Source organism: Bacillota bacterium (assembly GCA_013177945.1).
Taxonomy (GTDB): Bacteria; Bacillota; DSM-12270; order Thermacetogeniales; family Thermacetogeniaceae; genus Ch130.
This window is the reverse complement of record JABLXW010000013.1, coordinates 71233-94470: the sequence shown is the minus strand read 5'-3', so window position 1 is coordinate 94470 and position 23238 is coordinate 71233. Positions and strand designations below refer to the sequence as shown.

The window sequence follows — 23238 nt, the reverse complement described above, 5'->3', positions numbered from 1 at the left end:
CACGGCACCTCCACCCGGTTTTTTACTTAAAAGGTAAAATTCAACGTGAATCAAGATTTCCCTTTCACCTCAACATTTTTTCCTTGCTCCCCGTTTCGTTTTCCAGGTATTTTACCGCAGGAGCCTGGATCGCCGTGAGATCGATATATTCAACAGGCTGGCCGTTTTCCAAGCTCCCCGCAAAAGACACCGCGAGGCGGAACTTCGCGGGCAGATCCTGAGAAGTGCCCAGCAGAATTGGGATGCCTTCCCTGCTGTAGCCTATGATGTGATCGGAGTCGGCCAGATTAACCTCGGAAAAAAAGGGTTGAACCTCTGCTTCCAGAGCCCCTAAAACAGCCGCCAGATCACCGTTCCGGCTCACCCGCTCACCTAAAGCAGTCGAATCTGGCTTTAAGCCGGTGATGATGGGAAGGCTATAAGATCCTAAAGAAGTAAGTTTATCTATACAGAATCCCTTTTTATCCAGGACAAGAAAGCCATTGTTAACTAAAAGCAAAGCACGTGGTTCTCTTTCGGAAATTTCGATGAGGACGGTGCGCGGAAAGCGGCGCCTCACCTCAACCTGTTCAATAAGGGGATGGGCGAGAAGACGTTTTTCAACCAGGCGCAAATCTATTCGGAATAAATTGGTTCCCTTGCTCAAGCCGCTGACTCTGCTCACCTCGGCCAGGGACAGACGCTTCAGCCCCTGAACTTTGATCTCCTTCAAGGCAAAAAAAGGGGACTGACTGAAATAATATAAGGCCAGGACGCCTGTTGCGCAAATCAGAATCTTTTCTAAAATACTCAAGAAGCTGCGCACATCCAGCCGGGTGTTCCTCCTGCGGGATCTGCAAGAACGGTGCAAAGCCTGTCCCCTCCCGGGAGAAAAAAATTGCGAAATTCATTTTTCGCGCGCGATTTTCGCGCCAAGAAGCCGGAGTTTTTCTTCGAACCTCTCGTAGCCCCGGTCCAGGTGGTGGAGGCCTTCAACGATCGTGGTGTTTTCCGCCGCCAGCCCCCCCAGCACCAGGGCGGCCCCGGCCCTGAGATCTGTGGCCTCGACAGCCGTCCCGGTAAGGTACGGAACGCCTTTAATGATCGCGCTCCGCCCCTCTACGTGAATCTGCGCCCCCATCCGCCTTAATTCGCCGACATGCTGAAAGCGATTTTCAAATATATTTTCGGTAATAATGCTCGTTCCTTTAGCCAGGCTGAGAAAAACCATCATCTGGGGCTGCATATCCGTGGGAAAACCGGGAAAGGGAAAGGTCCGGATATCCAAAGCATTCCAGCTTTCGACGCCGGTCACGGAGATGGCATCATCTTTTTCTTGAATTTTTACGCCGGCCTCTCTCAATTTTGCAGCAACAGGCTCCACATGCCTGGGAATTGTATTTCTAATAAGCACTTCACCCCGGGTGAGGGCGGCAGCCACCATGAAGGTTCCCGTTTCAATCCGGTCCGGAATCACCCGGTAGAAAACTTCTCGCCCCAGGGTGGATACACCGTCGATGCGGATCGTATCAAGGCCGGCCCCCTTGATCCGCGCCCCCATTTTATTAAGAAAATTCTGGAGGTCAACGATTTCAGGTTCCCGGGCGGCATTCCTGATCACCGTTGTTCCTCTTGCCAGGACGGCAGCCATCATGATATTTTCTGTTGCCCCAACACTTGGAAAATCCAGGTGAATTTCGGTTCCCTGCAGCAAACAGGGGGCTTCTGCCTCAATAAAACCGTGCTTTTCCCAAACCCGCGCCCCCAGGGCAACAAACCCCTTAATGTGCAGGTCCATTGGCCGCGAGCCGATCGTACACCCCCCGGGATAGGAAACCCTGACCCGGCCGTAGCGCCCCAAGAGCGATCCCATCACCAGGTTGGAGGCGCGCATCCGGCGCATCAGTTCGGGAGGAACCTCGGTGGAGCAAACCGTGGTGGGATCTATTTCCATCAGATCCCCTTCCCACTTCACCTTTGCGCCGAGAGCCTCCAGCACCTCTTTCATGGTTTTTACATCGTCCAGGCGGGGAACTCCCTCAAGAAAAACGGGACTGCTGTTTAAGATGGAAGCTGCAAGAATTGGAAGAATCGCGTTTTTTGCGCCGCTGATTGTGACAACTCCTTCCAGCCTGACGCCTCCCGAAATGATGAGCTTTTCCAACCATCTCACCCCTCCTCCCCCACCATCCGCACCTCCGGCTCCAGATTCACACCAAACTGGCTCCTGACCTTCTCTTGAATGAGCTCCATCAGCGCAAGAATCTGGCCTGCAGTTGCATTCCCCAGGTTCACGATGAAATTCGCGTGCTTCGGAGAAACCTGGGCATCTCCCACACGCAATCCTTTCAGGCCCGCCATCTCAATTAACTGCCCCGCGTAGCGGCCCGGAGGATTGCGAAAAACACATCCAGCAGTAGGCAAACCCAGCGGCTGCGTTTCTCTGCGTCGGGCAAGGTTCTGCTTCATTCTTTCCGCAATCAGGGAGGCGCGGGCCGGATTCAAAGAAAGCACTGCCCTCAAAACGATCAGGTTCTGCTCCAGCAAAGAGGACCGGCGGTAGGAAAAAGACAACTGCATGTGGTCCCAAACCCTTCTTGCCCCGCGAAGATCAACGGTCTGGACTTCTCTCACCAGGTCTCCCAGTTGCTGACCGAAGGCGCCTGCGTTCATCACCAGGGCGCCGCCCAGGGAGGCGGGAATACCCAGGGCAAACTCAAGCCCGCTCAACTCCGCTCGCAAAGCCAGCCGCGCCAGGTGAGGCAACAAAACGCCCGCCCCGGCTTCGATTTTATCTTCCTTGACCCGGCAAGTGGTGAGACCCCTTGCTATTTTAAGAGTCAAGCCTCGAATTCCGCCGTCCCGAACAAGGAGATTGGAACCGTTGCCGATTACCGTAACCGGAAGAGCGTTCTCTCCGGCGCAGTCCAGGGCCCGGATCACATCGTCTTCAGTCTGCGGAATTAAAAGAAGATCCGCAGGCCCCCCAACCCGCCAGGTGGTATGCTCTTTCATGGAAGCCCGGGGGAATACCCGGCCCCTCACCTTTCGACCGAGTTCCTCTGCCAGCCTGTTCCAGTCCATCATATCCTCTGAGGATCTCGACTCCTTTTCGGCGACCTGTCTTTTAAGAGCCGGGCAAAATTCTGCCCTACAGTCCAAACATTTCCGGCCCCAACCGTAAGAATCACGTCACCCGGACGGTGCTCCTGCAGGAGGAACTCCTCTGCTGCCTCAAGCTGCCCTAAATAAACGACATGCTGCCCGTTTTTTCTCAGGGCCTCCACAATCAGTTCAGAGGTCACACCGTCCAGGGGTTTTTCCCCGGCAGCATAAATATCGGTTACGATCACAAGGTCGGCTCCCTGAAATGCTTCGCCAAATTCTTCTTTTAAGAAATAGGTTCTCGTGTAGCGGTGGGGTTGAAAAACAACAATTGTACGCTGGGGTTGCAATCCTACAACTGCCTGAAGCAATGCCCTGATTTCCGCAGGATGGTGAGCGTAGTCATCAATAACCCTTATTCCATTGAACTGCGCAACCAGCTGGAAACGGCGCTGGGCTCCCCGGAAAGTTGCGAGGGCCTCTACAATAGCAGGGAAACTCAAACCCAGCCGCATTCCTACGGCAATTGCAGCAAGGGAGTTCTGGACGTTGTGGAGGCCCGGTACGGCCAGGGTGAGCCTGCCCAGCTTGCGATTATTTCGAAAAATTACGGCCTGTGTTTTAAATCCGGTTTGCGTAACTTCTTCTGCCCTGAAATCCGGGGTGCCCTCAAGACCGTAGGTAAGTACTTCAATTTTACCGGGTCTAAGTTCTCTCACCCGGGCGTTGTCGGTGCAGAGCACGGCAAAACCCCCGGGCTTCAGGCTGGATAAAAATTTTTGAAAAGCTCGCGCGATTTCTTCAACGTTTTTGTAATAATCCAGGTGGTCGTTGTCTATATTAGTAATGACAGCAGCATAGGGTTCAAGCTTAAGAAAAGAACCATCACTTTCATCTGCCTCGGCCACCAGGAATTCTCCTTTTCCCAGCTTCGCATTCCCGCCTATGTCGTTCACCTCACCTCCGATGATAAAGGTGGGATCAAGCCCGCACTGGGCAAGAACAAGAGAAATCATCGAACTTGTGGTGGTTTTCCCGTGGGCGCCGGCGACGGCGATCCCTCTGTAACGGCTCATAACCCGGGCAAGGAGTTCACCCCGGCTCATAACCTCCAAGCCCCTCTCGCGGGCGGCGCGCAGCTCCACGTTCGAGGGAGGAATAGCAGAAGAGACCACAACCCGGTCAACACCCTCCTGCAGGTTTTCCGGCGCGTGTCCAATGAATACCTGGGCTCCGCTCTCCCTCAACTTACTGATCACCGGCGAAGCGGCCAGATCCGAGCCGCTCACCCGGATGCCGGATGCCAGCAAAATTCTGGCAAGTCCGCTCATCCCTGCGCCGCCGATTCCGATAAAGTGGTACCACTTCCCGTCCACTCTTTCATCTCCTCCCTAGCTGCGCTGCCTTTAACCGTTTTCAAGCTGGTTGCAACAACATTCTATGTCTTTCTTTCCAAAGAGGTTACAGGGCCTGTCCCAAAAAATCAAGCCCTTATCAAATTCCTTTTACTTGTACCCTGATCTCATGATTGCGCGCGCGATTATTTCTCCGGCCTCAGGGCGGCCAAAGCGACGGGCCTGCTCCCCCAGGGCCGCCCTCAAAGAGGGGTCGAAAACCAATTTCTCGATATGCTCGAGAAGGGAAACGGGCGTCAGGTCTTTTTCGGGGATTAAAACCGCCGCCCCTTTTTCGGCCAAAAACAGTGCGTTGTAGTACTGGTGGTTTCCGGTGGCAAAGGGGTAGGGAATCAAAATCGCAGGGATCCCCCGCGCCGTCACCTCTGCAAGAGTTGCGGCCCCGGCGCGGCTGATGATTAAATCAGCCGAGGCCAAGGCGTATTCCATTTCCTCCAGATAAGGTTTAATAAGTAATTTTCCAATTTTATCTTCTTTTATTCCCTTTTGTTCCATCTGTTTGCAGAAATCCTCATACTCATCCCTTCCTGTAATGTGAATGATTTGCAAAAACGGGAGGTTTGCTACTTGCCCCCTTCCAATCATCTGGTAGATCTCCAGCATGGTTTCATTAATTCTTCGCGCTCCCCGGCTCCCTCCCATAATCAGCAAAGTGGGATGAGCCGGATCGAGACCGAAATATTTGATTCCGGCAGACCGCTCCGTCTGAAGGATTTCTCTGCGGACCGGAAGACCTGCATAAACTACCCTCTTTCCGGGAGGGAAATCCCGGGACCGGGGGGGAAATGTTGTGAAAACAACCCGCGCCCAGCGCGCCAGGAATTTATTGGCCAGCCCCGGGACCGAGTTCTGCTCATGCAAAAAAATGGGAACTTTCAGGCGGGCCGCGGCCAGCACGAGGGGAACCGAAACGTAACCCCCTGTTGCGAACACCACCTCGGGCCGGAACTCCCTGATGATATTCAATCCCTGGCGATATCCCTTTCCTAAAGAAATCAAGAAGCTAACCATCCTGAGGGAGATTCCGCGCGGCCATTTTACCGCCGCAATCTCCCGGAAAGGGTAACCTCGCGCCGGAACAACACGGCCCTCCAGGCCGGTCCTGGTTCCAACAAATAAGATTTTTCCTGCAGGATCCTTTTCTCTCAAAAGATCTGCCACGGCAAGGGCGGGATAAAGGTGGCCGCCCGTTCCTCCTCCTGTGATTAAAACACGCACCCCTTGAATCCCCTATTCTTCGAGATGTTGAGAAATATTTAACAGAATTCCAATTCCCACTAAGTTCAAAGTGAGTGAAGAGCCTCCAAAGCTGATTAAAGGGAGGGTAATCCCGGTTACAGGCAAGCTCCCGGTAACAACACCGATGTTTATCAGGGCCTGCAGCACGACCATGATGGTGATCCCTGTGGCAAGGAGGGCCCCAAAGGTGTCAGGCGCCTTTAAGGCGATTTTCAGGCCGCGCCACATAAAGGCAAAAAAAAGCAGGAGAACAAAAAGGGCTCCAAGAAACCCGAGTTCTTCACATAAGACGGCATAGATGAAATCGGTATGCTGCTCAGGAAGATAAAGAAATTTCTGCCTCCCCTGCCCTAAGCCCATCCCAAAGAGCCTTCCCGAACCTACCGCGTAGAGAGACTGAATGGTTTGGAACCCGTTTCCCAGGGGGTCGGCCCAAGGGTTTAAAAAAGCCGTAAAACGTGCCATCCGGTAGGGCGCCACATAAATTGCAGCTCCAACCAGCGCTAACCCTAAAAGGGCGAGACCGGCCAGATGGGTTTTCCGTGCACCTGCAGCAAGAAAGAGCAGGTACGAGGTTCCGGCAATGGCCACCGCGGTTCCCAGGTCAGGCTGGGCAAGAATCAGGCCGCAAATGAGTCCCACGATCAGGATCTTGGGGAAAAACCCCTGGAAAAAGAACTTGATCTGATCTGGCCGGGCAGCAAGATTTTTTGCCAGAAAGACGACAAGTGCAAGTTTGGCAACTTCAGAGGGCTGGAAGGTAAGGGAGCCCACCCCGAGCCAGCGGCTTGCCCCTTTAATCGAGATCCCGACCCCCGGAATTAAAACGAGAACCAAAAGGAGCACCGCCAGGCCGAAAAGGGGGGTTGCCCATTTCTTAAAGCGCGAATAATCGATCTTCATCACCGTGGTCATCCCGGCGATGCCCAGAAGGGCCCACAGAAGCTGCCTTTTCAGGAAGTAATACCCGTCGGCATAGCGCGTCTCTGCAATTACGTAACTGGCGCTGAGAACCATGATCACGCCCACCGTCAAAAGCAAAAGGGTCACCACAAAGAGCACAAAATCCGGGGCTTTTTTGCGCGGTTTCAACTCATCCCCCCCTTAAAGTTGCGCCACCAGCTGCCGGAAGAGGTCGCCTCTTTCTTCAAAATCCCGAAACATATCCCAGCTGGCGCAGGCAGGAGAAAGAAGAACCACATCGCCAGGCCGCGCGAAACTGTGGGCGATCCGAACCGCTTCAGCAAGGGAGGCAGCCTCCCGGATCTGGCTAAATCCGGTCGCACGAACCGCCTCCCGGATTAAAGGGGCTGCTTCGCCGAGTAAAATAAGAGCCTTTACCCTCTCTTGAATTTTTTCGGCAAGAAGGCGAAAGTCGCTCCCCTTGTTCTTTCCCCCGGCGATCAGGATGATCGGCTCCTGGTAAGCATCAAGGGCTTTCAAAACCGATTCCGGGTTGGTGCCTTTTGAATCGTTGATATACTTTACCCTGTTAACAATTCGCACGAGTTCCAAACGGTGAGGGACACCGGGGAAGGTGGAAAGGGCCTGAACCACCGCTTCCTTTTCCACTCCCGCCAAAAGGGAGGCTGCAGCTGCCGCAAGGGCGTTTTCCAGATTGTGGGGCCCCGGCAAACTGATATCCCGGGTGGTGCATAAAATCTCCTTTTCACCCTGACGGGCAAAAACAATCCGGTCACCCTCCCTTCCGATTCCCTGATTTGGAATCCCCAGCCGGGAAAACCAGTAAACCTGACTCTTCAGGCGGGAGGGCATTTTCGCAAGCCAGGGGTCATCCCGGTTGAGCACCGCAAAATCACCGGGACCCTGGTTTTCGAAGATCCGGGCCTTGATTTTGCCGTAGTTCTCCAGGGTGCCGTGCCTGTCAAGGTGATCGGGAGTCAAATTTAAAAAAACTGCGATCCACGGCCGGAAAGCAGCAATAAGTTCCAGTTGAAAGGAACTTACCTCTACAATCCAGTAAGCAACATGCTCCCCGCTCTTATTAATCCTTTCAACTTCCTGAATCAAAGGGACCCCAATGTTGCCTGCAACAACACACCTGATTCCGGCCTTTTGAAAAATAAACCCTAAAAGCGAGGTTGTGGTCGTTTTTCCGTTTGTGCCTGTCACAGCAATGATCGGTTGCTTGATAAACCGCGCCGCCAGTTCCAGTTCGCTCCAAACAGGGATGCCGAAATCCCTGGCCCTTTTAACAGGAGGAATCGTCGGGGGAACGCCAGGGCTGACAATGATCAAATCGTACTCGCCAGGCCTTACCGGGGGGTAACCCCCGGTTACAAAGGTTGCGGGGAGCTTTTTCAGTTCCTGAAATTCTTTTCCCAGCTCCTCCTCGCGCTTGAGGTCGGCCGCGGTCACCCGGGCTCCTGAGCCTGCCAAAAAGCGGAGGGCGGCCTGCCCGCTTCGCGCCATCCCGATTACAAGAACCTTTTTCTGCCTCAGATCAAGCATTTTTCAAACACTCCTGCCCATTCCCTGCATTGCCAGCAGCCCCACAATTGCGAAACACAAACCAAGCAGCCAGAAAAAGTAGACCACCTTAACCTCGGGCCACCCCTTTAACTCAAAGTGGTGATGGAGCGGACTCATCCGAAAAACCCGCCTTCCCGTGCACCGGAAAGAGACAACCTGAATAATTACGGAAAGAGCCTCCAGAACAAACACCCCTCCGATGATGACCAGGACCAGTTCAGAACGAGTAAGAACGGCAAGCCCGGCAAGACCTCCTCCCAAAGCCAGGGAACCGGTATCCCCCATAAAAACCCGGGCGGGATGAAAATTATAGCGGAGAAAACCCAGGCAACTCCCTGCTAAAGCAGCTGCAAAAACAGCAGCCTGATTTTGCCCGGTCATCCAGGCAATTATCATGTACGCCAGGCCTGCAATCACAATCAAGCCGCCGGCCAGGCCGTCGAGCCCGTCGGTTAGGTTGACGGCGTTTGTGGTTGCCACCAAAACCAGGACCACGAAGAAGATATAAAAAAGTTTGAGGTCCAGGGTAAGCCCCGCCAGGGGGAGCAGAAGCGAAGTGCCTCTCTGGAGCAAAAGCGCACCCCAGGCCAGTAAAAAACCGAGGATTAACTGGCCTGAAATTTTCATGCGGGCCTTTAAGCCCAGCGGCCGTCTGAGCACTACTTTTAAAAAATCGTCTGCAAACCCCAGCAAACCACATCCAAACATAACCCCCAGCAAAAGAAGGTTCTGGGGAGCATAGCCGGCAACGAGAAAACTGGCCAGGGCCGTCCCGGTAAGAATCATGAAGCCTCCCATTGTGGCGGTGCCGCGTTTTTGCAGGTGAGAGCGGGGGCCGTCATTCCTGATCTCCTGGCCGAAATTCAGACGGTAGAGGAGGGGGATAAAAAAGGGCCCCAAAAGCAAGGTGATAATCAAACTGATCCCGAAGGCGATTCCGGCCTGGAAAATTTCATCCATGGGAGATCACCCGGTCACAGAGGCCTGCAACAATTTCTTCCATTTTGAGAGCGCGGGACCCTTTGACAAGCACAAGATCTCCCGGTTCCAGAAATTCTCTGAGAAAGGCCAGCGCCTCCATCTTATCCAGGAAGACTTTTACTTTCTCCCGGTCCATCCCCGCTTCCCGGGCCCCGCAGGCGATCTCCCTGGCTAATTCCCCTACCGTACACAGGCAGTCCAGCTTCAATTCTCCGGCAACCCTCCCCACTTCCCGGTGCCCCTGGACTGTATACCAGCCCAACTCATACATATCACCGAGAACCGCAATGGTCCGCCCCCTGCAGGGAACCCCGGCGAGCAATTGCAAGGCCGCAATTACAGAAGCCGGACTGGCATTGTAGGTGTCATCGATAATTTTGCTTCCTCTTGCGCCTTCTTTGACCTCGAACCGCATCCGGGTTCCTGCAGCAGACGCCAAACCCCTGCTGATCTCCCCGGGTGTCAAGCCAAACCGGTGGCCCACCGCTGCCGCTGCCAGGGCGTTGAGAACGTTATGCCGGCCCGGAAGGGGAAGAAAGCAAACGTTTTCCCCGCGGGGGGTCCGCAGAAGAAATTCCGTCCCCTCCAGGCCGCGCAGCCTGATATCCAGGGCGCAAACGGGAAAATCCTTTCCCACGCCGTAGAAAATGATATCTCCCCGAAAGCGCCGGGCCAGGGTCAGCTGCCAGGGGTCCTGCCCGTTCAGGACGGCGCAGCCCCCAGGGGGAAGTGCCGCAAGGAGCTCCCCCTTGGCCTCGGCAACCGCCGCCTGGGTGCCAAGCCTTTCCAGGTGTGTTTTTCCGATATTTGTAATAACTCCTACCTGGGGCCGGGCAATCCGGCAAAGCTCGGCGATTTCTCCCCGCCCGCGCATCGCCATTTCCAGAACCACGGCATTGTGTGGCTGCTCAATACGTAAAATCGTTAAAGGGACCCCGATTTCGTTGTTCTGATTTCCTTCGGTTTTTAAGACAGAAAAGCGGGTTGCGAGGACTCCAGCAATTAAATCCTTGGTGGTTGTCTTGCCGGTGCTCCCGGTTACCGCAATTACCGGGATCTGAAAAAGGGACCGGTAATGCTGGGCAAGATCCCGGAGGGCCTGAAAGGTGTCAGGAACCAGGACCAGGGGCTTGTCGGCAGCAGCCTTAACAGACTTCGAAATCACCGCTCCGGAGGCGCCGCTCCTCAGGGCATCCTCAACGAAGGAATGTCCGTCCACCCGGCTCCCCGGAAAAGCAAAAAACAGCTGCCCCGCCTGCACGCTCCGGCTATCCGTGGCAATACCGGTTACTACCGTTTCCGGATTTCCCTGAACAAGCTGCCCCTTAACAGCACGTACAACTTCGGCAATTCGAAGCGGCTCCATTTCCTAACTTAAAATCTCCTTTGCGATAATTTCCCGGGCTACAGAGCGATCGCTAAAGGGCACCACCTTCTCGCCGATGATCTGGTAGTCTTCGTGCCCCTTCCCTGCAATGATCACAAAATCACCGGCGCGGGCGTGATGCAAGGCGGCCCGGATTGCCTCATAGCGGTCTTCGATCACCAGATACCTGGCATTCGGTATCTGCTTGATCCCGGCTTCAATTTGAGCCAGGATCTGGACAGGGTCTTCACTGCGGGGGTTATCCGAGGTGATAATTGTAAAATCGCTCAGCTCACCTGAAATCCTCCCCATCAGCGGTCTTTTACCGGGGTCCCGGTCCCCCCCGCAGCCGAATACAGTAATGATCCTGCCTTGGGTAAGGGCACGGGCGGTGCGCAGGACATTCTCCAGCCCATCGGGAGTATGGGCATAGTCGACGACTACCGTGAAGTCCTGACCCTGCTCCACCACCTCAAAACGTCCAGGGGCTCCTTTCGCCTTCTGAAGCGTCTCCTGCAAAAATGATACCTCAACACCCTCCTGAAGACCAACACAGATTGCCGCAAGACCATTATAAACATTAAACTCCCCCGGAAGCGAGAGGAAGAAGGGTATTTCCTCTTTCTGGTATCTTACAGTAAATTCAGTTCCTCTTGCCGATAAGTTGACCTTTTCCGCCCTCACGCCGGCATTCTCCCGAATTCCGTAAGTGATTACAGGCAGGTCAACGCTGCGCGCGATTTCCCTGCCTGCAGGATCGTCAATGTTGACAACTGCATAACAGGGCCGCTTTTTGGTCCGGTTTTTTCCGAGCCCTGTAAAAAGAAGCATTTTTGCCGCCAGATACTCATCCAGGTTTTTGTGAAAGTCGAGGTGATCCCGGGTTAAATTTGTAAAAACGGCGGCGTCAAACTCGCATTCTGCCACCCGCTTTAAAAAAAGGCCGTGGGAAGAAACCTCCATTGCAACTGCCGCGACGCCTGCACCAACCATTTCCCGGAGCAAAGATTGAAGTTCCAGGGATTCGGGAGTTGTATGAAGAACCGGCAGTTCCTTCTCACCTATTTTATTCCAAACCGTTCCGATCAGCCCCGTCTTAATCCCTTTCGCACGCAAAACCGCCTCGATCAAATGGGTTGTGGTTGTCTTTCCGTTTGTTCCGGTCACTCCGATAAGGGTAAGTTCCCGGCTGGGATGCCCGTAAAAATTCGCAGCAAGAGAAGCCAGGGCGCGCCGCGTGTCCCTGACGCGCGCCCAGGCGGCCCCGGGCGGCACCGGAACCTCCCTTTCAACAACCAGCCCGACGGCGCCCCGCGCCACGGCCTCGTCAAGATAGAAATGGCCGTCGGTGCGGAATCCTTTAATCGCCACAAAGATAAAACCAGGTTTTACCTGACGGGAATCGTAGTGAATTCCTTCCACAGGAGTCTCCAAACCCCTGGCAGCCGCAATTTCAATCCCCTGAAGCAGATCCTGAAAGGTAACTCCCATTCAACCATCTCCCAGTTTTCCTGCCACAGTTTTCATTTCTATTTTATCCAAAATTTCCCTGGCTTAGTTAAGGACCCGGACCCGATACCGAAGGGGGGCGAAACCTGACCCTGACTCTGCTCCCCGGCGGAACCTTGACTCCGGCAGGCGGCTCCTGCTCCTCGGCTATTCCTGTTGGAAAAGGTTCTCCTTCAAAAACCAGAACAAGGTTCATCATTCCTAAAAGTTCGGCTGCCTCCCGGAGGCTTTTCCCTTTTAAGTCGGGAACAACCAGTTCCTGCCCGGAGTCCTGGGGGGGTTGTTCCAGATCGAGGAGAACCCTGCTCCCCTTCTTCATCTTTACGCCGTCTACAGGCACCTGCCGGTAGACCAGATTACCCTGACCGACGCGCACCCCTTCAAGGCCCGCCTCATTCAAAACCCTTTCCGCTTCCTCAACAGGCAAATTGACAACCGGGGGAACAACCGCCATCTCTTCGCCTGGAGCAGGTTCTTTTGATTGATAGCGGAACGGCACCCCTAAATAGCGCAAACTGTCCCGGACAACTTCACGGAAAATCGGGGCCGCGACGGTGCCTCCGTAATAGGGGTAACCCTGCGGAGTGTCAACCACCACTAAAACAGCAAGGCGGGGATCATCAACCGGGGCAAAACCTACAAAGGATGCCACGTAGTCTGTTTGAGAATAACCTCCTCCAGGGGCTGGTTTTTGTGCAGTACCGGTCTTTCCGGCAACCGAGTAACCCTCAATATAAGCATTGCGGCCTGTACCGTTGGAAACCACTTTTTCCAGCAGATCCTGCATTTCGCGGGCGGTTTCTGCTGAAATTACCTGGCGAATCACCTGGGGCTGAAAACGCTTGACTACCTCGCCCTTGCTGTTCCGCAATTCCTTGACCAGATGGGGCCTCATCAGCTTCCCCCCGTTGGCAATCGCCGCAAACGCGGATATCAACTGCAAAGGGGTTACGGCATTTGCCTGGCCGATCGACATGCTGGCCAGATCCACCTGCTTGACATTCTTTTGGGGCATGAGTATCCCCGCCGCCTCGCCGGGCAAATCGATCCCGAGCGGCTGGCCAAACCCAAAGGCCTTTATGTACTTATAAAACTTTTCCGTTCCCACCCTGAGACCGATCGAGATAAACCCGGGGTTGCACGAATTCTGAACAACTTCCGCGAGGGATTCGCTCCCGTGCCCACCTGGGAGCCAGCAGTGCATAATCCGGTCCCCCACTTTAATATAACCCGGATCGAAAAAACGGTCATTTCTGCTGACCAGACCCTCCTCGAGAGCTGCCGCAAGGGTCACAACCTTAAAGGTAGAACCGGGCTCGTAGCTGTTCGAAATGGCGATATTTCTCCGGGCCTGGGCAGGATACTTGTGATATTCGTTGGGATCGAAATCGGGCCTGTTGGCCAGGGCAAGAATTTCCCCTGTCCGGGGGTCCATCACAATGATGGTGGCGCTTTTCGGGCGGCGCTCCCGAACCACCTTTTCCAGTTCCCGTTCGGCGAAATATTGAATCGTCTGGTCAATGGTGAGAACAAGGTTTAAACCCTGCTCGGGTTCAATAAATTTATGGGTAGATTCGGGAATTTCCCGGCCTGCAGCGTCGTACTCCACCAGCAGGCGGCCCGGAATTCCGGAAAGTTCTCGATCATAAGCCACTTCAATCCCCTCCAGCCCCTGGTTATAATCCCCGGCAATTCCCAGAACATGAGCGGCAAGATTCTTCTTTGGATAAAAACGCTGGGGCTTGGGAACGATTCCAATTCCAGGCAAACGCAACCGCCGCAGGGCCCGCGCCTGCTCCGGCTCCACCTTGAATTTAACCCATACCGAGTGCTGGTTCCTGGTAAGGCGCTCGTAAACCTCGCTTTCCTTCATGTTAAGGATCTCTGCCACTTTCCGGGCGATCCAGGCAGCTTTTCCCGACTGCTTCACCTCGGCGGGAATTCCGTAAACCGCGTCTGCGCTGATGCTGACGGCGAGTTCATTTCCCTTGCGGTCGTAAATCACTCCCCGCTTGGGTTCAACCACAACCTCCCGGATCCGGTTCCGGAGGGCCTGCTGCTGGTACCAGGTCCCCCGCACCAGCTGCAGCCAGGCCAAACGCAGCACCAGGAGAAAAAAAACGGCCATGATGCCAAAAAAGAGAACGGTGACCCTTTTCCGAACTTCGATGTTTCTTTTCGGCAAGCAACTTTCACCCCGTCAGCGGGGCGAAGCTTCGGCCCGACCAGTGAACTGATAAGCCACAAGGAGGATTATCCTTTTCCATCCCTTTTCCCGATTTTGAGCAGTTGCCTGAAGTGCACCCTCAGTACGCTCTGGCTCCGGAGGAAGGGATGCAAGGAGGACTTTTTCAGGCTCTTCCATTCCTAATTTCGTTCTTGCGATCTCCTCAATACGTTCAGGCCTCTGAAGCTTCGCTATTTCTAATTCTAATCGCTCGTTCTCCCTTTGCAAAGCAGCAATATTTTGCCTTGCCTTCTCGATCTCGTACCCCAGGGCAATGACCCTGGTATGTTTATAGGTGTAAAATAAACCGAAACCAAAAAGAGACAAAATCAGGCCGGCTACCTGGACGTATTTTAAAAACGGTTTTCTTTGAGGCCGGATTTCCGGCTCTGGCCCGGGGGAGTAAGCCAAGGATCTCTTTTCTGCCAATACCAAATCTATTCACCTCTTTTTTCCGGTAGTACACCCCGCAGCAGAATCAATTCTTTCAGCCGCCCGCAGCTTCGCGCTCCGCGCCCTGGGGTTGAGTTTAACTTCACAGCTTGTTGGTGTGAGAGGTTTTCGGGTTAAAATACGCAAGATCCCCTTTCCGCAGGTGCACACCCGGCGGTCGCGGCAGACACAGGAAGAAGCATAGTCCCGGAAAATGTTTTTCACGATCCGGTCCTCCAGAGAGTGAAAAGAAATAACTACGATCCGCCCTCCGGGAGCTAAAAAGGAAATCCCCGCCTGCAGGCCCTCGGCAAGTCCGGCCAGCTCGTCATTTACGGCGATGCGAAGCGCCTGAAAGGTGCGCTTGGCCGGGTGGGGACCCCTGCGGCGCGCGGGGGCAGGGATGGCGGCCTTAATAATCTCAACAAGCTGGCCGGTCGTTGTAATCGGAGCCTTTCTCCTGCGCGCGACAATCAGAGAAGCAATCCTGCGCGCCCACTTCTCCTCACCGTAGCGAAAAATTAAAGAGGCCAACTCTTTTTCATCAAGATTATTTACCAGATCTGATGCGGTCACGCTTGCCGTCCGGTCCATCCTCATGTCTAAGGGGGCATCGTGGCTGTAACTGAATCCCCGCTGGGGATCGAGCACCTGGAAAGCGGAAACTCCCAGGTCAAATAGAATCCCGTCAACCCGGGAAATTCCCAGTTCCGTTAAAATATCTCGAAGATGCCGGAAATCCCGCGCGACAAAAGTAACCTGGTCGCGAAATGGGGCAAGCGCCTCCTGCGCCAGACTCAAAGCACTCTGGTCCTTGTCTATTCCGATCAAACGCCCCCGGGGGCCCATCCTTGCAAGGATCTCCCGCGCGTGCCCCCCTGACCCCAGAGTGCAGTCAACGTAAACCCCAGCCTCTTGCACCGCGAGCATTTCCATGGTCTCTGCCAGGAGGACGGGTTTGTGCTCAAGCTCAGGCACCAATCATGCCACCCTCCCCCATCTTTTCCGCCAATTCCTCGTAGGCTTCTTCCGCTTTCGTGCAGTACTCCAGCCAGCTTTCTTTCGCCCAGATTTCGATCCTTGTAGAAACGCCAATAATGACCACTTCTTTGCTGATTCCCGCGTAGGTGCGAAGCGAAGGAGGAACCAGAATCCGCCCCTGCCCATCCAGTTCGCATTCCGTAGCTCCCGAAAAAAAGAAGCGGGAAAAGGCCCTTGCCTCGGGTTTGGTCAAAGGAAGATTCCGCAGCCTCTGCTCAAGGGAGCGCCACTCCTCCAGGGGGAAGATAAAAAGACAGTGATCCAGACCCCGGGTCGCGATGCAGCGATCTCCGAGGCGAATGCGAAACTTTGCCGGAAGAATGAGCCGTCCTTTTCCATCAAGGATGTGGTGGTATTCACCGATGAACACACTTTCTCCCCACTTTGATTAACCAGTTAACCACTTTCCACCACTCATTGCCACCTCATATTCTCCGTCCCCCCGGCAAAATCCTTCTTGATCAAAAAAAATTAAAAAATTTTTTAGGACTTAAAAAGAAACTCCACCTGAGCGGTGGAGATTAAATCTTAAAAAAATGGGGGGATAGGAAACAGGTTTTATATCTTTCGGAGCACCGCGCGAACACCAGGTGCAAAAAAGAGAAGAGCAACCAATCCGTAGAGAGCTAATGCTAAAAGAAAGAAATAAAGGAGATTCCACCGGATGAAAACGACATACCCCAGGCTGAGGGCGAAGTATGCCAGAACCGTATTTGCAAGGCTGAAGGTGATCAGATAAAGCACCTTTTCAGTGCTTCCTCCAGGCAGATGGTCCCAATAATGAAGGAACAATAACATGGCCGGCATATAGGCCAGCAGAAAGAAAAGAGGGATGCCCAGGACTGGCACCAGGGCAACCGGAAAGCGCCACAACCCCAAAACCGATGCCCCGATCAGGTTGACAACAAGCGCAACCACAGTCCCTCCAAGAAAGCTCGGCAAAAGCAAATTGACGATCCGGTCCCGCGGCACTACCAGAAACACGACCGCCCACAGCAAGAAAAACAGGGCCAGCCACACCAGTTTAACCGGCATTACCATTCACCTCCTTGTTAATCTTTAACATTTCAATTATCCCCATCTTTTCTTTTTTTATGTAAGAATACAGTATCCGAAACAAAAATTTTCCGGAAAAACAAGAACCGGAGTTCTTTTCTCCGGTTCTTTTTTTCAGTGGATGGCCAACCTGTTCAGCTGGCTTAAGAGTTCCTCTACATTGATCCCGTGTGCTTCTGCTGCCTCTTCAACACTTTCGGCCCTTGCGGTTGGGCAATCCAAACAGTGCATCCCATAGGAGAGAAAAACCTCGGCTGTTTGGGGGCTTCTTGCAAGAACTTCGGCAATGGTCATATCCTTGGTGATCATCTCTTCTCCCCTCCCTGATTTTTTTCTAATTTTACCATATGTTCCGCTCCTAAGCAATTTGGGTTAAAGCCTTTCGAAGACTGCGTCCCATCTGGATGCCAGATCTGCCGTTAATTCATAAACACGAAGGGCAAGCTCTTCTGTTAATGTTCCCGTTCCGCAGGCAGGAGTAACCAGCGCCTGGGTTCGGAGCAATTCCAGGTCTACTTTTTTCTCACGCAGGTCGTGTAAAAGATGATAGGCTCGCCTTGTTAAAGAAGCAGCATCCTCTTTTAAGATCTCGCTGGAGGTTGGAATCAGACCCCAGGCGATGACTCCTCCTTTCGCCAGAAAGGATTGGATAAACTCAGGATAAAGGGAGAAGCTTCCAGAAAACTGGTAGGCGTCGAAGCTGATCACATCAATGTCGGCCTCTAAAAGAAGCGACCAGTCAAGGTCGGCACAGGAATGAACCCCCGCCAGGCCCCCCTGACCCCGGACCACGGCAGCAAATTCCCCCAAGGCAGCAATAATTTCCTCCCTGGTGACTCCAATCCTTTCTGACATTCCGTAACTGTAAATCACCGGGTCGTCCATGAAAATAAGAACCGGAAGCCCAAACCCTCCCAGGGTCCGCACCTGCCATGCCGCCTGGAGCGACAACTGCTTTAAAAGAACATCACGCAGGTGGGGGTCGTAGTAGGCGGGGCGGCCCTCCGGATCGGTAAGCTGAAAACCCACCGTCAATAAACCCACAACCTGGCCTTTAAGAAAACGCGCCGCACCTGTCCCATTCTCCACGAGATCCCTGCAAAGCTGGTAAAAGCCTTCCGCCGCGCCAGGAGGGAAAGCAAAACAGCCCAGGCTCTCCTCCTCTCCCGAAGCAGCTTGAAGGTAAATCTCGTAGAACCGGGCCAGGCGTTCGGCCCAGGAGGGCTCATCACTGGTAAAACAGGCCCAGTTGCCACTCTGCACCCGCAGAAGCCCCAACTCCTGCAATAACTGCAAGAACTGCGTCAGATACCCCTCCTTTGGGGTAGCCCTGGGGAGCTGGGGCCAGTGCGGCAGGTAGGGAAAGTACTTCCTGACCAGGGTGACGGCAAAAAAGGGATCTGTGTGCGGGAGACTTCCAATTCCCGTCGCGAGTCCGGCCGGTCGAAATTCCATCCCGTGTTCTCCTCCTTCAAAGTAATTTGCTTCAAGGCATGCTAGTATGCCAGCTTTTCAACAACCCTGACTACCAGCCTCGCCGCATTCTCTAATTTACCGGCATTGATTTCACCCTCTACATCCTGCAAGGTATGATTTTTCTCCAGCCAGTTCGGTGACAAAATGGTTACAGCAGGAACGCCACGCTCCGCAAACGGCTGGTGATCGCTGGTGTGAGGTGTTTGCGAAGGGAGAACCCTGGAAGAAAGACGCAAACCGAGCTTCTCCCCTGTTCCCGTAACCAGAGGTGCCAGCGGATTTTTTTGCTGATGCGTCCATAAAAGGAATTCCCTTGCCTCGCCGGTGCCCAGCGAATCAAGGTTGATTACAGCCTTGACTTTATCCGCCGGATAAGTTGATGCGAAAAAGGTGGAACCGTAGAGGCCCTCCTCCTCAAAGGTCCAGGCGGCAAAAAGAATGCGGTGCCTGGGAGGGTCGGGGCGGCTCCCCAAAACCCGCGCCACCTCCAGCAACACTCCCAGCCCTGAGGCGTTGTCATTTGCGCCCGGAAAAAAATTTCCGTTCAGCGCACCCAGATGATCGTAATGGGCCGAAAGGATAACCACACCCCTGCCGGCGCCTGCCTCATCACCGAGAAACCCCAAAACATTTTCGCTCACTATCTTTTTTTCCCCTGAAATCTGGGGTTTCCACCGGTTTTCCTGAATAGCCAGCTTAAAGCAGGGCCCCAATACAGTCTGATAGTAGGTTCCACCTTCCCCCCCGGGCTTCAGGCCCGACTTTTGAAACCACTCTGCCAGGTAGCGGGCCGCCCGATAGCCCCCTTTTGTGCCGGGCGCCCTCCCTTGAAAATAAAAGGATGCCAGTTTTCGGACGTGAAAAAGCGCAAACTCACCCGATGGCTCCGAAACTCCCCCATGCCCTTCCGGCCTTTGGACCGCGGGAAAGCTCCGGTTGTAAAAAGAAAGGCCGCAAAAGAATACTGTCCCAAAAAAAAGCAGCAAAAAAAGATAGACGCTTCGCTTAAGTATCCTGCCTTTCTCCCTTCTCCGGATTGTGGTATAATCCATGGGCAAAATAGAAAAAATTGTGTTCGGGATGTGAATCAAGTGAACCCGGAACCTCGCTACCTTCAAGCCTACCGCTCCAGCGAGCTTTCCAGAAAAGTCAAGGAGGGCTATGAGCGCCTTGCAGCCTGCGATATCTGCCCGCACCATTGCGGAGTCAACAGGTTAAAGGAGGAAACGGGATTTTGCCGCTCCGGAAGCCAGGCTGTTATTTCCAGTTATGCACCTCATTTCGGGGAAGAACAGCCGCTTGTAGGAACCAACGGCTCGGGCACGATTTTCTTTACCTTTTGCAACATGAGATGTGTTTACTGCCAGAACTACGAAATCAGCTGGCTGGGTGTCGGCCGGCCCGTTACTTCTGAAGAACTCGCAGGAATCATGCTGGAGCTTCAAGACTACTACAGGTGCCATAACATCAACCTTGTCACACCCACGCATTTTGTGCCCCCAATCCTGGCCGCTCTGGAACTCGCCATCAAAAAAGGCCTGCGGCTTCCCCTGGTCTACAACTGCGGGGGCTACGAAGATTTAAAAACCCTGAAGCTTCTCGACGGCATCATCGACATTTACATGCCAGATTTCAAATACGACGACCCGGAAATCGCCCAGAAATATTCAGGGGTCCGCGACTATCCCCAGATCGCGCGCCTTGCGCTCCGGGAAATGCACCGGCAGGTAGGCGATCTGGTAGTAGACGAGCGGGGGATTGCCGTACGGGGCCTGATTGTCCGGCATCTCGTTCTTCCCGGCGGGCTGGCCGGAACCGAAGGCTGCATGAGATACCTTGCCACCGTATCTCCCCAGATGTTTATCAACATTATGAGCCAGTACCGCCCGGAAAACCGCGCCCACGAGTTTCCTCCCCTGAATCGCCGCATCACCCGCGAGGAATACAGGGAAGCACTCGACCTCGCCCGCCGGTATGGGCTCAAGGTGCGCTACAAATTGTAGACTTCTTCACCACTGAGCACTTTAATCCCCTTTTCCCTCATCAGTCTTAAGGCAGCATCCACATTTTCAACCCGGAAGACGGCCAGGGCATCCCGCGAAACTTTTTCTACAAATGCATACATGTATTCAATGTTGACCCCCGCCTCCTGCATTAATTCCAGCACATCTGCCAGTCCGCCGGGCCTGTCCGGTATCCGGACGGCAATCACATCGGTAATGCTCACTGTGAACCCCTCATCTCGCAGGGCCTGATAAGCCTCCTCAGGCCGGTTTACGATCAGGCGCAAAATCCCGAAATCCGTCGTATCTGCAATCGAAAAGGCCCGGATGTTAATATCGCGGCTGCCCAGCGCCCTTGTTACACTGGCCAGTCTACCACACTTGTTTTCCAAAAAAACGGAAATCTGCTTAACCGGCATCTGCCCCCTCCTCCCTTTTCAAAGCTGGCGGCGGTCAACAACCCGCTTCGCCTTGCCCTCACTCCGTTCAATGGTTCTCGGCTCCACCAGTTTTACCCTTACAGAAATTCCCAGAATATCCTGAATTTCCCGCGCAATCTGGTATTCCAAACGCTCGAGTTTTTTCACCTCATCAGAAAAAACCGACTCCGAAACCTCCACCCAAACCTCCAGCTCGTCCAGCTGCTCCCGGCGCTCAACGATGATCAGATAATGGGGCTCGGTATGGCTGATTCGGAAGAGAACCTCTTCAATTTGGGAGGGGAAGACGTTAACCCCTCTAATCACCAGCATGTCATCGGTGCGGCCTTTAATACGCTCCATCCTCACGTGAGTCCGTCCGCAGGGGCAGGGACCGGGAATTAATGCAGTGATATCCCGGGTCCGATAACGCAGCAAAGGAAGTGCCTGCTTCGTAATGGTCGTGATTACCAGTTCTCCGGGTGTTCCGGGGGGAAGCTGTTCCCCGGTTTCAGGATCGATGATTTCCGGTAAAAAGTGGTCTTCGAAGATGTGAAGGCCCTGTTTTGCGGGGCATTCGACGGCAACACCGGGCCCGATAATTTCGCTGATTCCGTAGACATCCAGGGCCGTGAGCCCCAGGCGCGCCTCGATCTGGGTCCGCATGTTTTCGGACCAGGGCTCCGCTCCAAAGAGGCCTCCCTTAAGCCTCAGATCCTCTTTGGAAATTCCCATCTCTTCCATTACTTCTGCAATGTAAAGGGCATAGGAGGGGGTGCAGGTGAGAATTGTACTGCCGAAATCCTTCATGATCATCACCTGACGCTTCGTGTGCCCCCCCGACACGGGTATCACCGAGGCTCCAATCCGCTCTGCACCGTAGTGGACACCCAGCCCCCCCGTAAAAAGACCGTAGCCATAGGCGTTGTGGATCATCGAGTGCTTTGTTGTCCCGCAGCAGGTAAGGGCGCGGGCCATCACCTCGGCCCAGATATCGAGATCCTGCCGCGTGTATCCCACCACGGTGGGCTTGCCGGTCGTTCCCGAAGAAGCATGCAGCCTCACCACTTCGCTCAACGGCACGGCAAAAAGGCCGTAAGGATAGTTATCGCGCAGGTCCTCTTTTGTGGTGAAGGGAAGTTTTGTTAAATCACCAAGGGAAAGGGAGCGAATTTCGTGCGGCCCCAAACCCCGCTCCTGTAAAGCGCGCCGGTAAAAGGGCACTTCGTAATAAACCCGCTCCACCGTCGCCCGCAGGCGCTCTTCCTGAAGAGCACGCAACTCATCGTGAGGCATGCATTCATACTTTTCGTTCCAGTACACCTCTGCGCTCCTCCTCGCCCCCGTTTCTCTCTCCAGTCTATGGCCTGATCTTAAAGGACCTGGAGAACATTTGTCAACAGCAAATCACGCGCCCCCGTTCTGTTCCCTCCTTCCGTAAGGAAGAGGTACAAACTGCACCGAGGGGCGCCGCTGAGGAGGCTGGGGATAGAGATCCATCAAAAGATAAACCTCTTTGGGGAGATCTGTTGAGACGGGAAGACCCAGTTCCCGCAAAACCTCGCAGGTGATCGGGTAATCGTGGGTCCACCTTCCCTCGGTAAAAACCTTCGCAACCCGGCTTGCTTCCTCCTCGCTCATTTTATCGCTGAGAATGGTGCGCAGCGTCTCCTCAACCTGCCGGACTGCTTTTCTCGCAATATCTGCCAGGATGAGGGTTTCATCTTCAATCTCGTTGGGGTCCTTCTGCTCGATCGCCTGAAGAATGGAAACGGCCGGATACTTCCCCAGCTGGGGATCAACCGGACCCAGCACCGCGTTCTCGTCCATCACGATTTCATCTGCAGCCAGGGCAATGAGAGTCCCTCCCGACATTGCATAATGAGGGATAAAAACGGTTACCCTGGCGGGATGTTTGCGCAGGGCATAGGCAATCTGCTCCGCCGCCAGCACAAGGCCGCCAGGAGTGTGAAGGATCAGGTCGATTGGCATATCATCGGGTGTGAGCCTGATGGCGCGCAAAACCTGTTCGGAGTCCTCGATGTCAATGTAACGGCTAAAAGGAATTCCCAGGAAACTCAGCGACTCCTGACGGTGGATTAAACTGATCACCCGGGATTTTCGCTTTTCTTCAATCCTCTTGAAAAGCCGAAGCCTGGTGGTATTAATATAGTGCTGTTTGATCATCGGAATAAAGCTCACCAGAATCAGAAAAATCCAGAAAAAGTCAAATGGTGTCATTGCCAACCTCCCATTTGAAAGTCGCCTTTTTGACCACCAAAAAACCCCACAAATGCCGTGGAATCGGGCGTTTCTGAACCTCAGCTCCGCACGGTGGTACCCTCCTGGCTGCTTTTTGTTTCCCTGCTGCAGGGCCTACAAGCCACAACCAGAGCCCAGGTTCCTCTTGTATTGGTGTTGGCTCAAAACTCCCTGACTTCCACGCACATTGCAGGGTTTTATCTCTTGTGGCTGTTAAAATAATATCACACCATCC

The 23238-nt window shown here is 53.9% G+C and carries 22 protein-coding genes and 1 other RNA gene; 1 reads left to right on the top strand and 22 read right to left on the bottom strand.

Translation table 11 applies throughout. From position 1 onward, the window contains the following. Positions 1-64: 64 nt before the first annotated feature. From HPY58_08645 to HPY58_08560, 18 genes are all read right to left on the bottom strand, one after another. Positions 65-850, bottom strand: a complete 786-nt coding sequence (locus HPY58_08645; protein ID NPV29703.1) for an FtsQ-type POTRA domain-containing protein — start codon at positions 848-850, stop codon at positions 65-67. Positions 851-886: 36 nt separating this feature from the next. Then, entirely contained in the window at positions 887-2143 is a 1257-nt protein-coding gene (gene murA / locus HPY58_08640) for a UDP-N-acetylglucosamine 1-carboxyvinyltransferase (protein NPV29702.1), read from the bottom strand. 5 nt (positions 2144-2148) lie between these two features. Continuing rightward, positions 2149-3066, bottom strand: coding sequence for a UDP-N-acetylmuramate dehydrogenase (murB, locus tag HPY58_08635; protein ID NPV29701.1), 918 nt, complete (start codon positions 3064-3066; stop codon positions 2149-2151). Beyond that, complete coding sequence (locus HPY58_08630; protein ID NPV29700.1) at positions 3063-4460, bottom strand: UDP-N-acetylmuramate--L-alanine ligase; 1398 nt, start codon at positions 4458-4460, stop codon at positions 3063-3065. Before HPY58_08630 ends, murB begins: the two co-directional genes overlap by 4 nt. 129 nt (positions 4461-4589) lie before the next feature. Then, positions 4590-5717, bottom strand: coding sequence for an undecaprenyldiphospho-muramoylpentapeptide beta-N-acetylglucosaminyltransferase (gene murG / locus HPY58_08625; protein ID NPV29699.1), 1128 nt, complete (start codon positions 5715-5717; stop codon positions 4590-4592). Between the two features lie 12 nt (positions 5718-5729). Continuing rightward, positions 5730-6830: a stage V sporulation protein E gene (spoVE, locus tag HPY58_08620; GenBank protein NPV29698.1), complete on the bottom strand. Its 1101-nt coding sequence runs from the start codon at positions 6828-6830 to the stop codon at positions 5730-5732. A gap of 12 nt (positions 6831-6842) precedes the next feature. Then, positions 6843-8210, bottom strand: a complete 1368-nt coding sequence (murD, locus tag HPY58_08615) for a UDP-N-acetylmuramoyl-L-alanine--D-glutamate ligase (protein NPV29697.1) — start codon at positions 8208-8210, stop codon at positions 6843-6845. Between the two features lie 3 nt (positions 8211-8213). After that, positions 8214-9191 (bottom strand): phospho-N-acetylmuramoyl-pentapeptide-transferase, encoded by a 978-nt coding sequence (locus HPY58_08610; protein ID NPV29696.1) that lies wholly within the window; start codon positions 9189-9191, stop codon positions 8214-8216. Next, positions 9184-10578 (bottom strand): UDP-N-acetylmuramoyl-tripeptide--D-alanyl-D-alanine ligase, encoded by a 1395-nt coding sequence (gene murF / locus HPY58_08605; protein NPV29695.1) that lies wholly within the window; start codon positions 10576-10578, stop codon positions 9184-9186. The genes HPY58_08610 and murF overlap by 8 nt, the downstream gene beginning before the upstream one ends. Before the next feature lie 3 nt (positions 10579-10581). Beyond that, positions 10582-12069 (bottom strand): UDP-N-acetylmuramoyl-L-alanyl-D-glutamate--2,6-diaminopimelate ligase, encoded by a 1488-nt coding sequence (locus HPY58_08600; protein NPV29694.1) that lies wholly within the window; start codon positions 12067-12069, stop codon positions 10582-10584. A gap of 67 nt (positions 12070-12136) precedes the next feature. Continuing rightward, on the bottom strand, positions 12137-14272 hold the full coding sequence (locus tag HPY58_08595) for a stage V sporulation protein D (protein NPV29693.1): 2136 nt from the start codon (positions 14270-14272) through the stop codon (positions 12137-12139). A 15-nt stretch (positions 14273-14287) separates the two neighbouring features. Further along, positions 14288-14755 (bottom strand): cell division protein FtsL, encoded by a 468-nt coding sequence (gene ftsL / locus HPY58_08590; protein ID NPV29692.1) that lies wholly within the window; start codon positions 14753-14755, stop codon positions 14288-14290. Then, the gene (gene rsmH / locus HPY58_08585) at positions 14756-15682 is read right to left on the bottom strand and encodes a 16S rRNA (cytosine(1402)-N(4))-methyltransferase RsmH (protein NPV29691.1); all 927 of its coding nucleotides are present in this window, start codon (positions 15680-15682) and stop codon (positions 14756-14758) included. It lies immediately after the preceding gene. Between the two features lie 34 nt (positions 15683-15716). Beyond that, positions 15717-16157, bottom strand: a complete 441-nt coding sequence (gene mraZ, locus HPY58_08580; protein NPV29690.1) for a division/cell wall cluster transcriptional repressor MraZ — start codon at positions 16155-16157, stop codon at positions 15717-15719. Positions 16158-16345: 188 nt separating this feature from the next. Further along, on the bottom strand, positions 16346-16822 hold the full coding sequence (locus HPY58_08575; GenBank protein ID NPV29689.1) for a hypothetical protein: 477 nt from the start codon (positions 16820-16822) through the stop codon (positions 16346-16348). 135 nt (positions 16823-16957) lie between these two features. Continuing rightward, a complete protein-coding gene (locus tag HPY58_08570) occupies positions 16958-17152 on the bottom strand; it encodes a DUF1858 domain-containing protein (protein ID NPV29688.1) in 195 nt (64 codons plus the stop codon). Between the two features lie 63 nt (positions 17153-17215). After that, positions 17216-18298, bottom strand: coding sequence for a hypothetical protein (locus tag HPY58_08565; GenBank protein NPV29687.1), 1083 nt, complete (start codon positions 18296-18298; stop codon positions 17216-17218). 41 nt (positions 18299-18339) lie between these two features. Continuing rightward, positions 18340-18960 carry a Zn-dependent exopeptidase M28 gene (locus HPY58_08560; GenBank protein ID NPV29686.1) on the bottom strand — a complete coding sequence of 207 codons (621 nt, stop codon included), beginning with the start codon at positions 18958-18960 and terminating at the stop codon, positions 18340-18342. Positions 18961-19218: 258 nt separating this feature from the next. Here HPY58_08560 and HPY58_08555 point away from each other — a divergent pair, with 258 nt between their 5' ends. Then, entirely contained in the window at positions 19219-20322 is a 1104-nt protein-coding gene (locus tag HPY58_08555; protein ID NPV29685.1) for a radical SAM protein, read from the top strand. Here the strand turns inward: HPY58_08555 and HPY58_08550 are convergent. The 4 genes from HPY58_08550 to ssrS all read right to left on the bottom strand — a co-directional run bounded on the left by HPY58_08550 (position 20310) and on the right by ssrS (position 23202). After that, complete coding sequence (locus HPY58_08550) at positions 20310-20741, bottom strand: ACT domain-containing protein (GenBank protein NPV29684.1); 432 nt, start codon at positions 20739-20741, stop codon at positions 20310-20312. The genes HPY58_08555 and HPY58_08550 overlap by 13 nt on opposite strands. 18 nt (positions 20742-20759) lie before the next feature. After that, the gene (locus HPY58_08545) at positions 20760-22037 is read right to left on the bottom strand and encodes a phenylacetate--CoA ligase (protein ID NPV29683.1); all 1278 of its coding nucleotides are present in this window, start codon (positions 22035-22037) and stop codon (positions 20760-20762) included. Between the two features lie 111 nt (positions 22038-22148). Beyond that, positions 22149-22982, bottom strand: a complete 834-nt coding sequence (locus HPY58_08540) for a hypothetical protein (GenBank protein NPV29682.1) — start codon at positions 22980-22982, stop codon at positions 22149-22151. 39 nt (positions 22983-23021) lie between these two features. Beyond that, a non-coding RNA gene (gene ssrS, locus HPY58_08535) (6S RNA) lies at positions 23022-23202 on the bottom strand. Positions 23203-23238 lie beyond the last annotated feature (36 nt).

What these genes read in the sequence shown, in the direction of transcription:
- murB (NPV29701.1), bottom strand. Translation starts at nt 3,066, where the DNA reads ATGATGGACTGGAACAGGCTGGCAGAGGAACTCGGTCGAAAGGTGAGG.
- murD (NPV29697.1), bottom strand. Translation starts at nt 8,210, where the DNA reads ATGCTTGATCTGAGGCAGAAAAAGGTTCTTGTAATCGGGATGGCGCGA.
- HPY58_08610 (NPV29696.1), bottom strand. Translation starts at nt 9,191, where the DNA reads ATGGATGAAATTTTCCAGGCCGGAATCGCCTTCGGGATCAGTTTGATT.
- murF (NPV29695.1), bottom strand. Translation starts at nt 10,578, where the DNA reads ATGGAGCCGCTTCGAATTGCCGAAGTTGTACGTGCTGTTAAGGGGCAG.
- HPY58_08600 (NPV29694.1), bottom strand. Translation starts at nt 12,069, where the DNA reads ATGGGAGTTACCTTTCAGGATCTGCTTCAGGGGATTGAAATTGCGGCT.
- rsmH (NPV29691.1), bottom strand. Translation starts at nt 15,682, where the DNA reads ATGGAAATGCTCGCGGTGCAAGAGGCTGGGGTTTACGTTGACTGCACT.
- HPY58_08575 (NPV29689.1), bottom strand. Translation starts at nt 16,822, where the DNA reads ATGCCGGTTAAACTGGTGTGGCTGGCCCTGTTTTTCTTGCTGTGGGCG.
- HPY58_08570 (NPV29688.1), bottom strand. Translation starts at nt 17,152, where the DNA reads ATGATCACCAAGGATATGACCATTGCCGAAGTTCTTGCAAGAAGCCCC.
- HPY58_08565 (NPV29687.1), bottom strand. Translation starts at nt 18,298, where the DNA reads ATGGAATTTCGACCGGCCGGACTCGCGACGGGAATTGGAAGTCTCCCG.
- HPY58_08555 (NPV29685.1), top strand. Translation starts at nt 19,219, where the DNA reads ATGCCCTTCCGGCCTTTGGACCGCGGGAAAGCTCCGGTTGTAAAAAGA.
- HPY58_08550 (NPV29684.1), bottom strand. Translation starts at nt 20,741, where the DNA reads ATGCCGGTTAAGCAGATTTCCGTTTTTTTGGAAAACAAGTGTGGTAGA.
- HPY58_08545 (NPV29683.1), bottom strand. Translation starts at nt 22,037, where the DNA reads ATGCCTCACGATGAGTTGCGTGCTCTTCAGGAAGAGCGCCTGCGGGCG.
- HPY58_08540 (NPV29682.1), bottom strand. Translation starts at nt 22,982, where the DNA reads ATGACACCATTTGACTTTTTCTGGATTTTTCTGATTCTGGTGAGCTTT.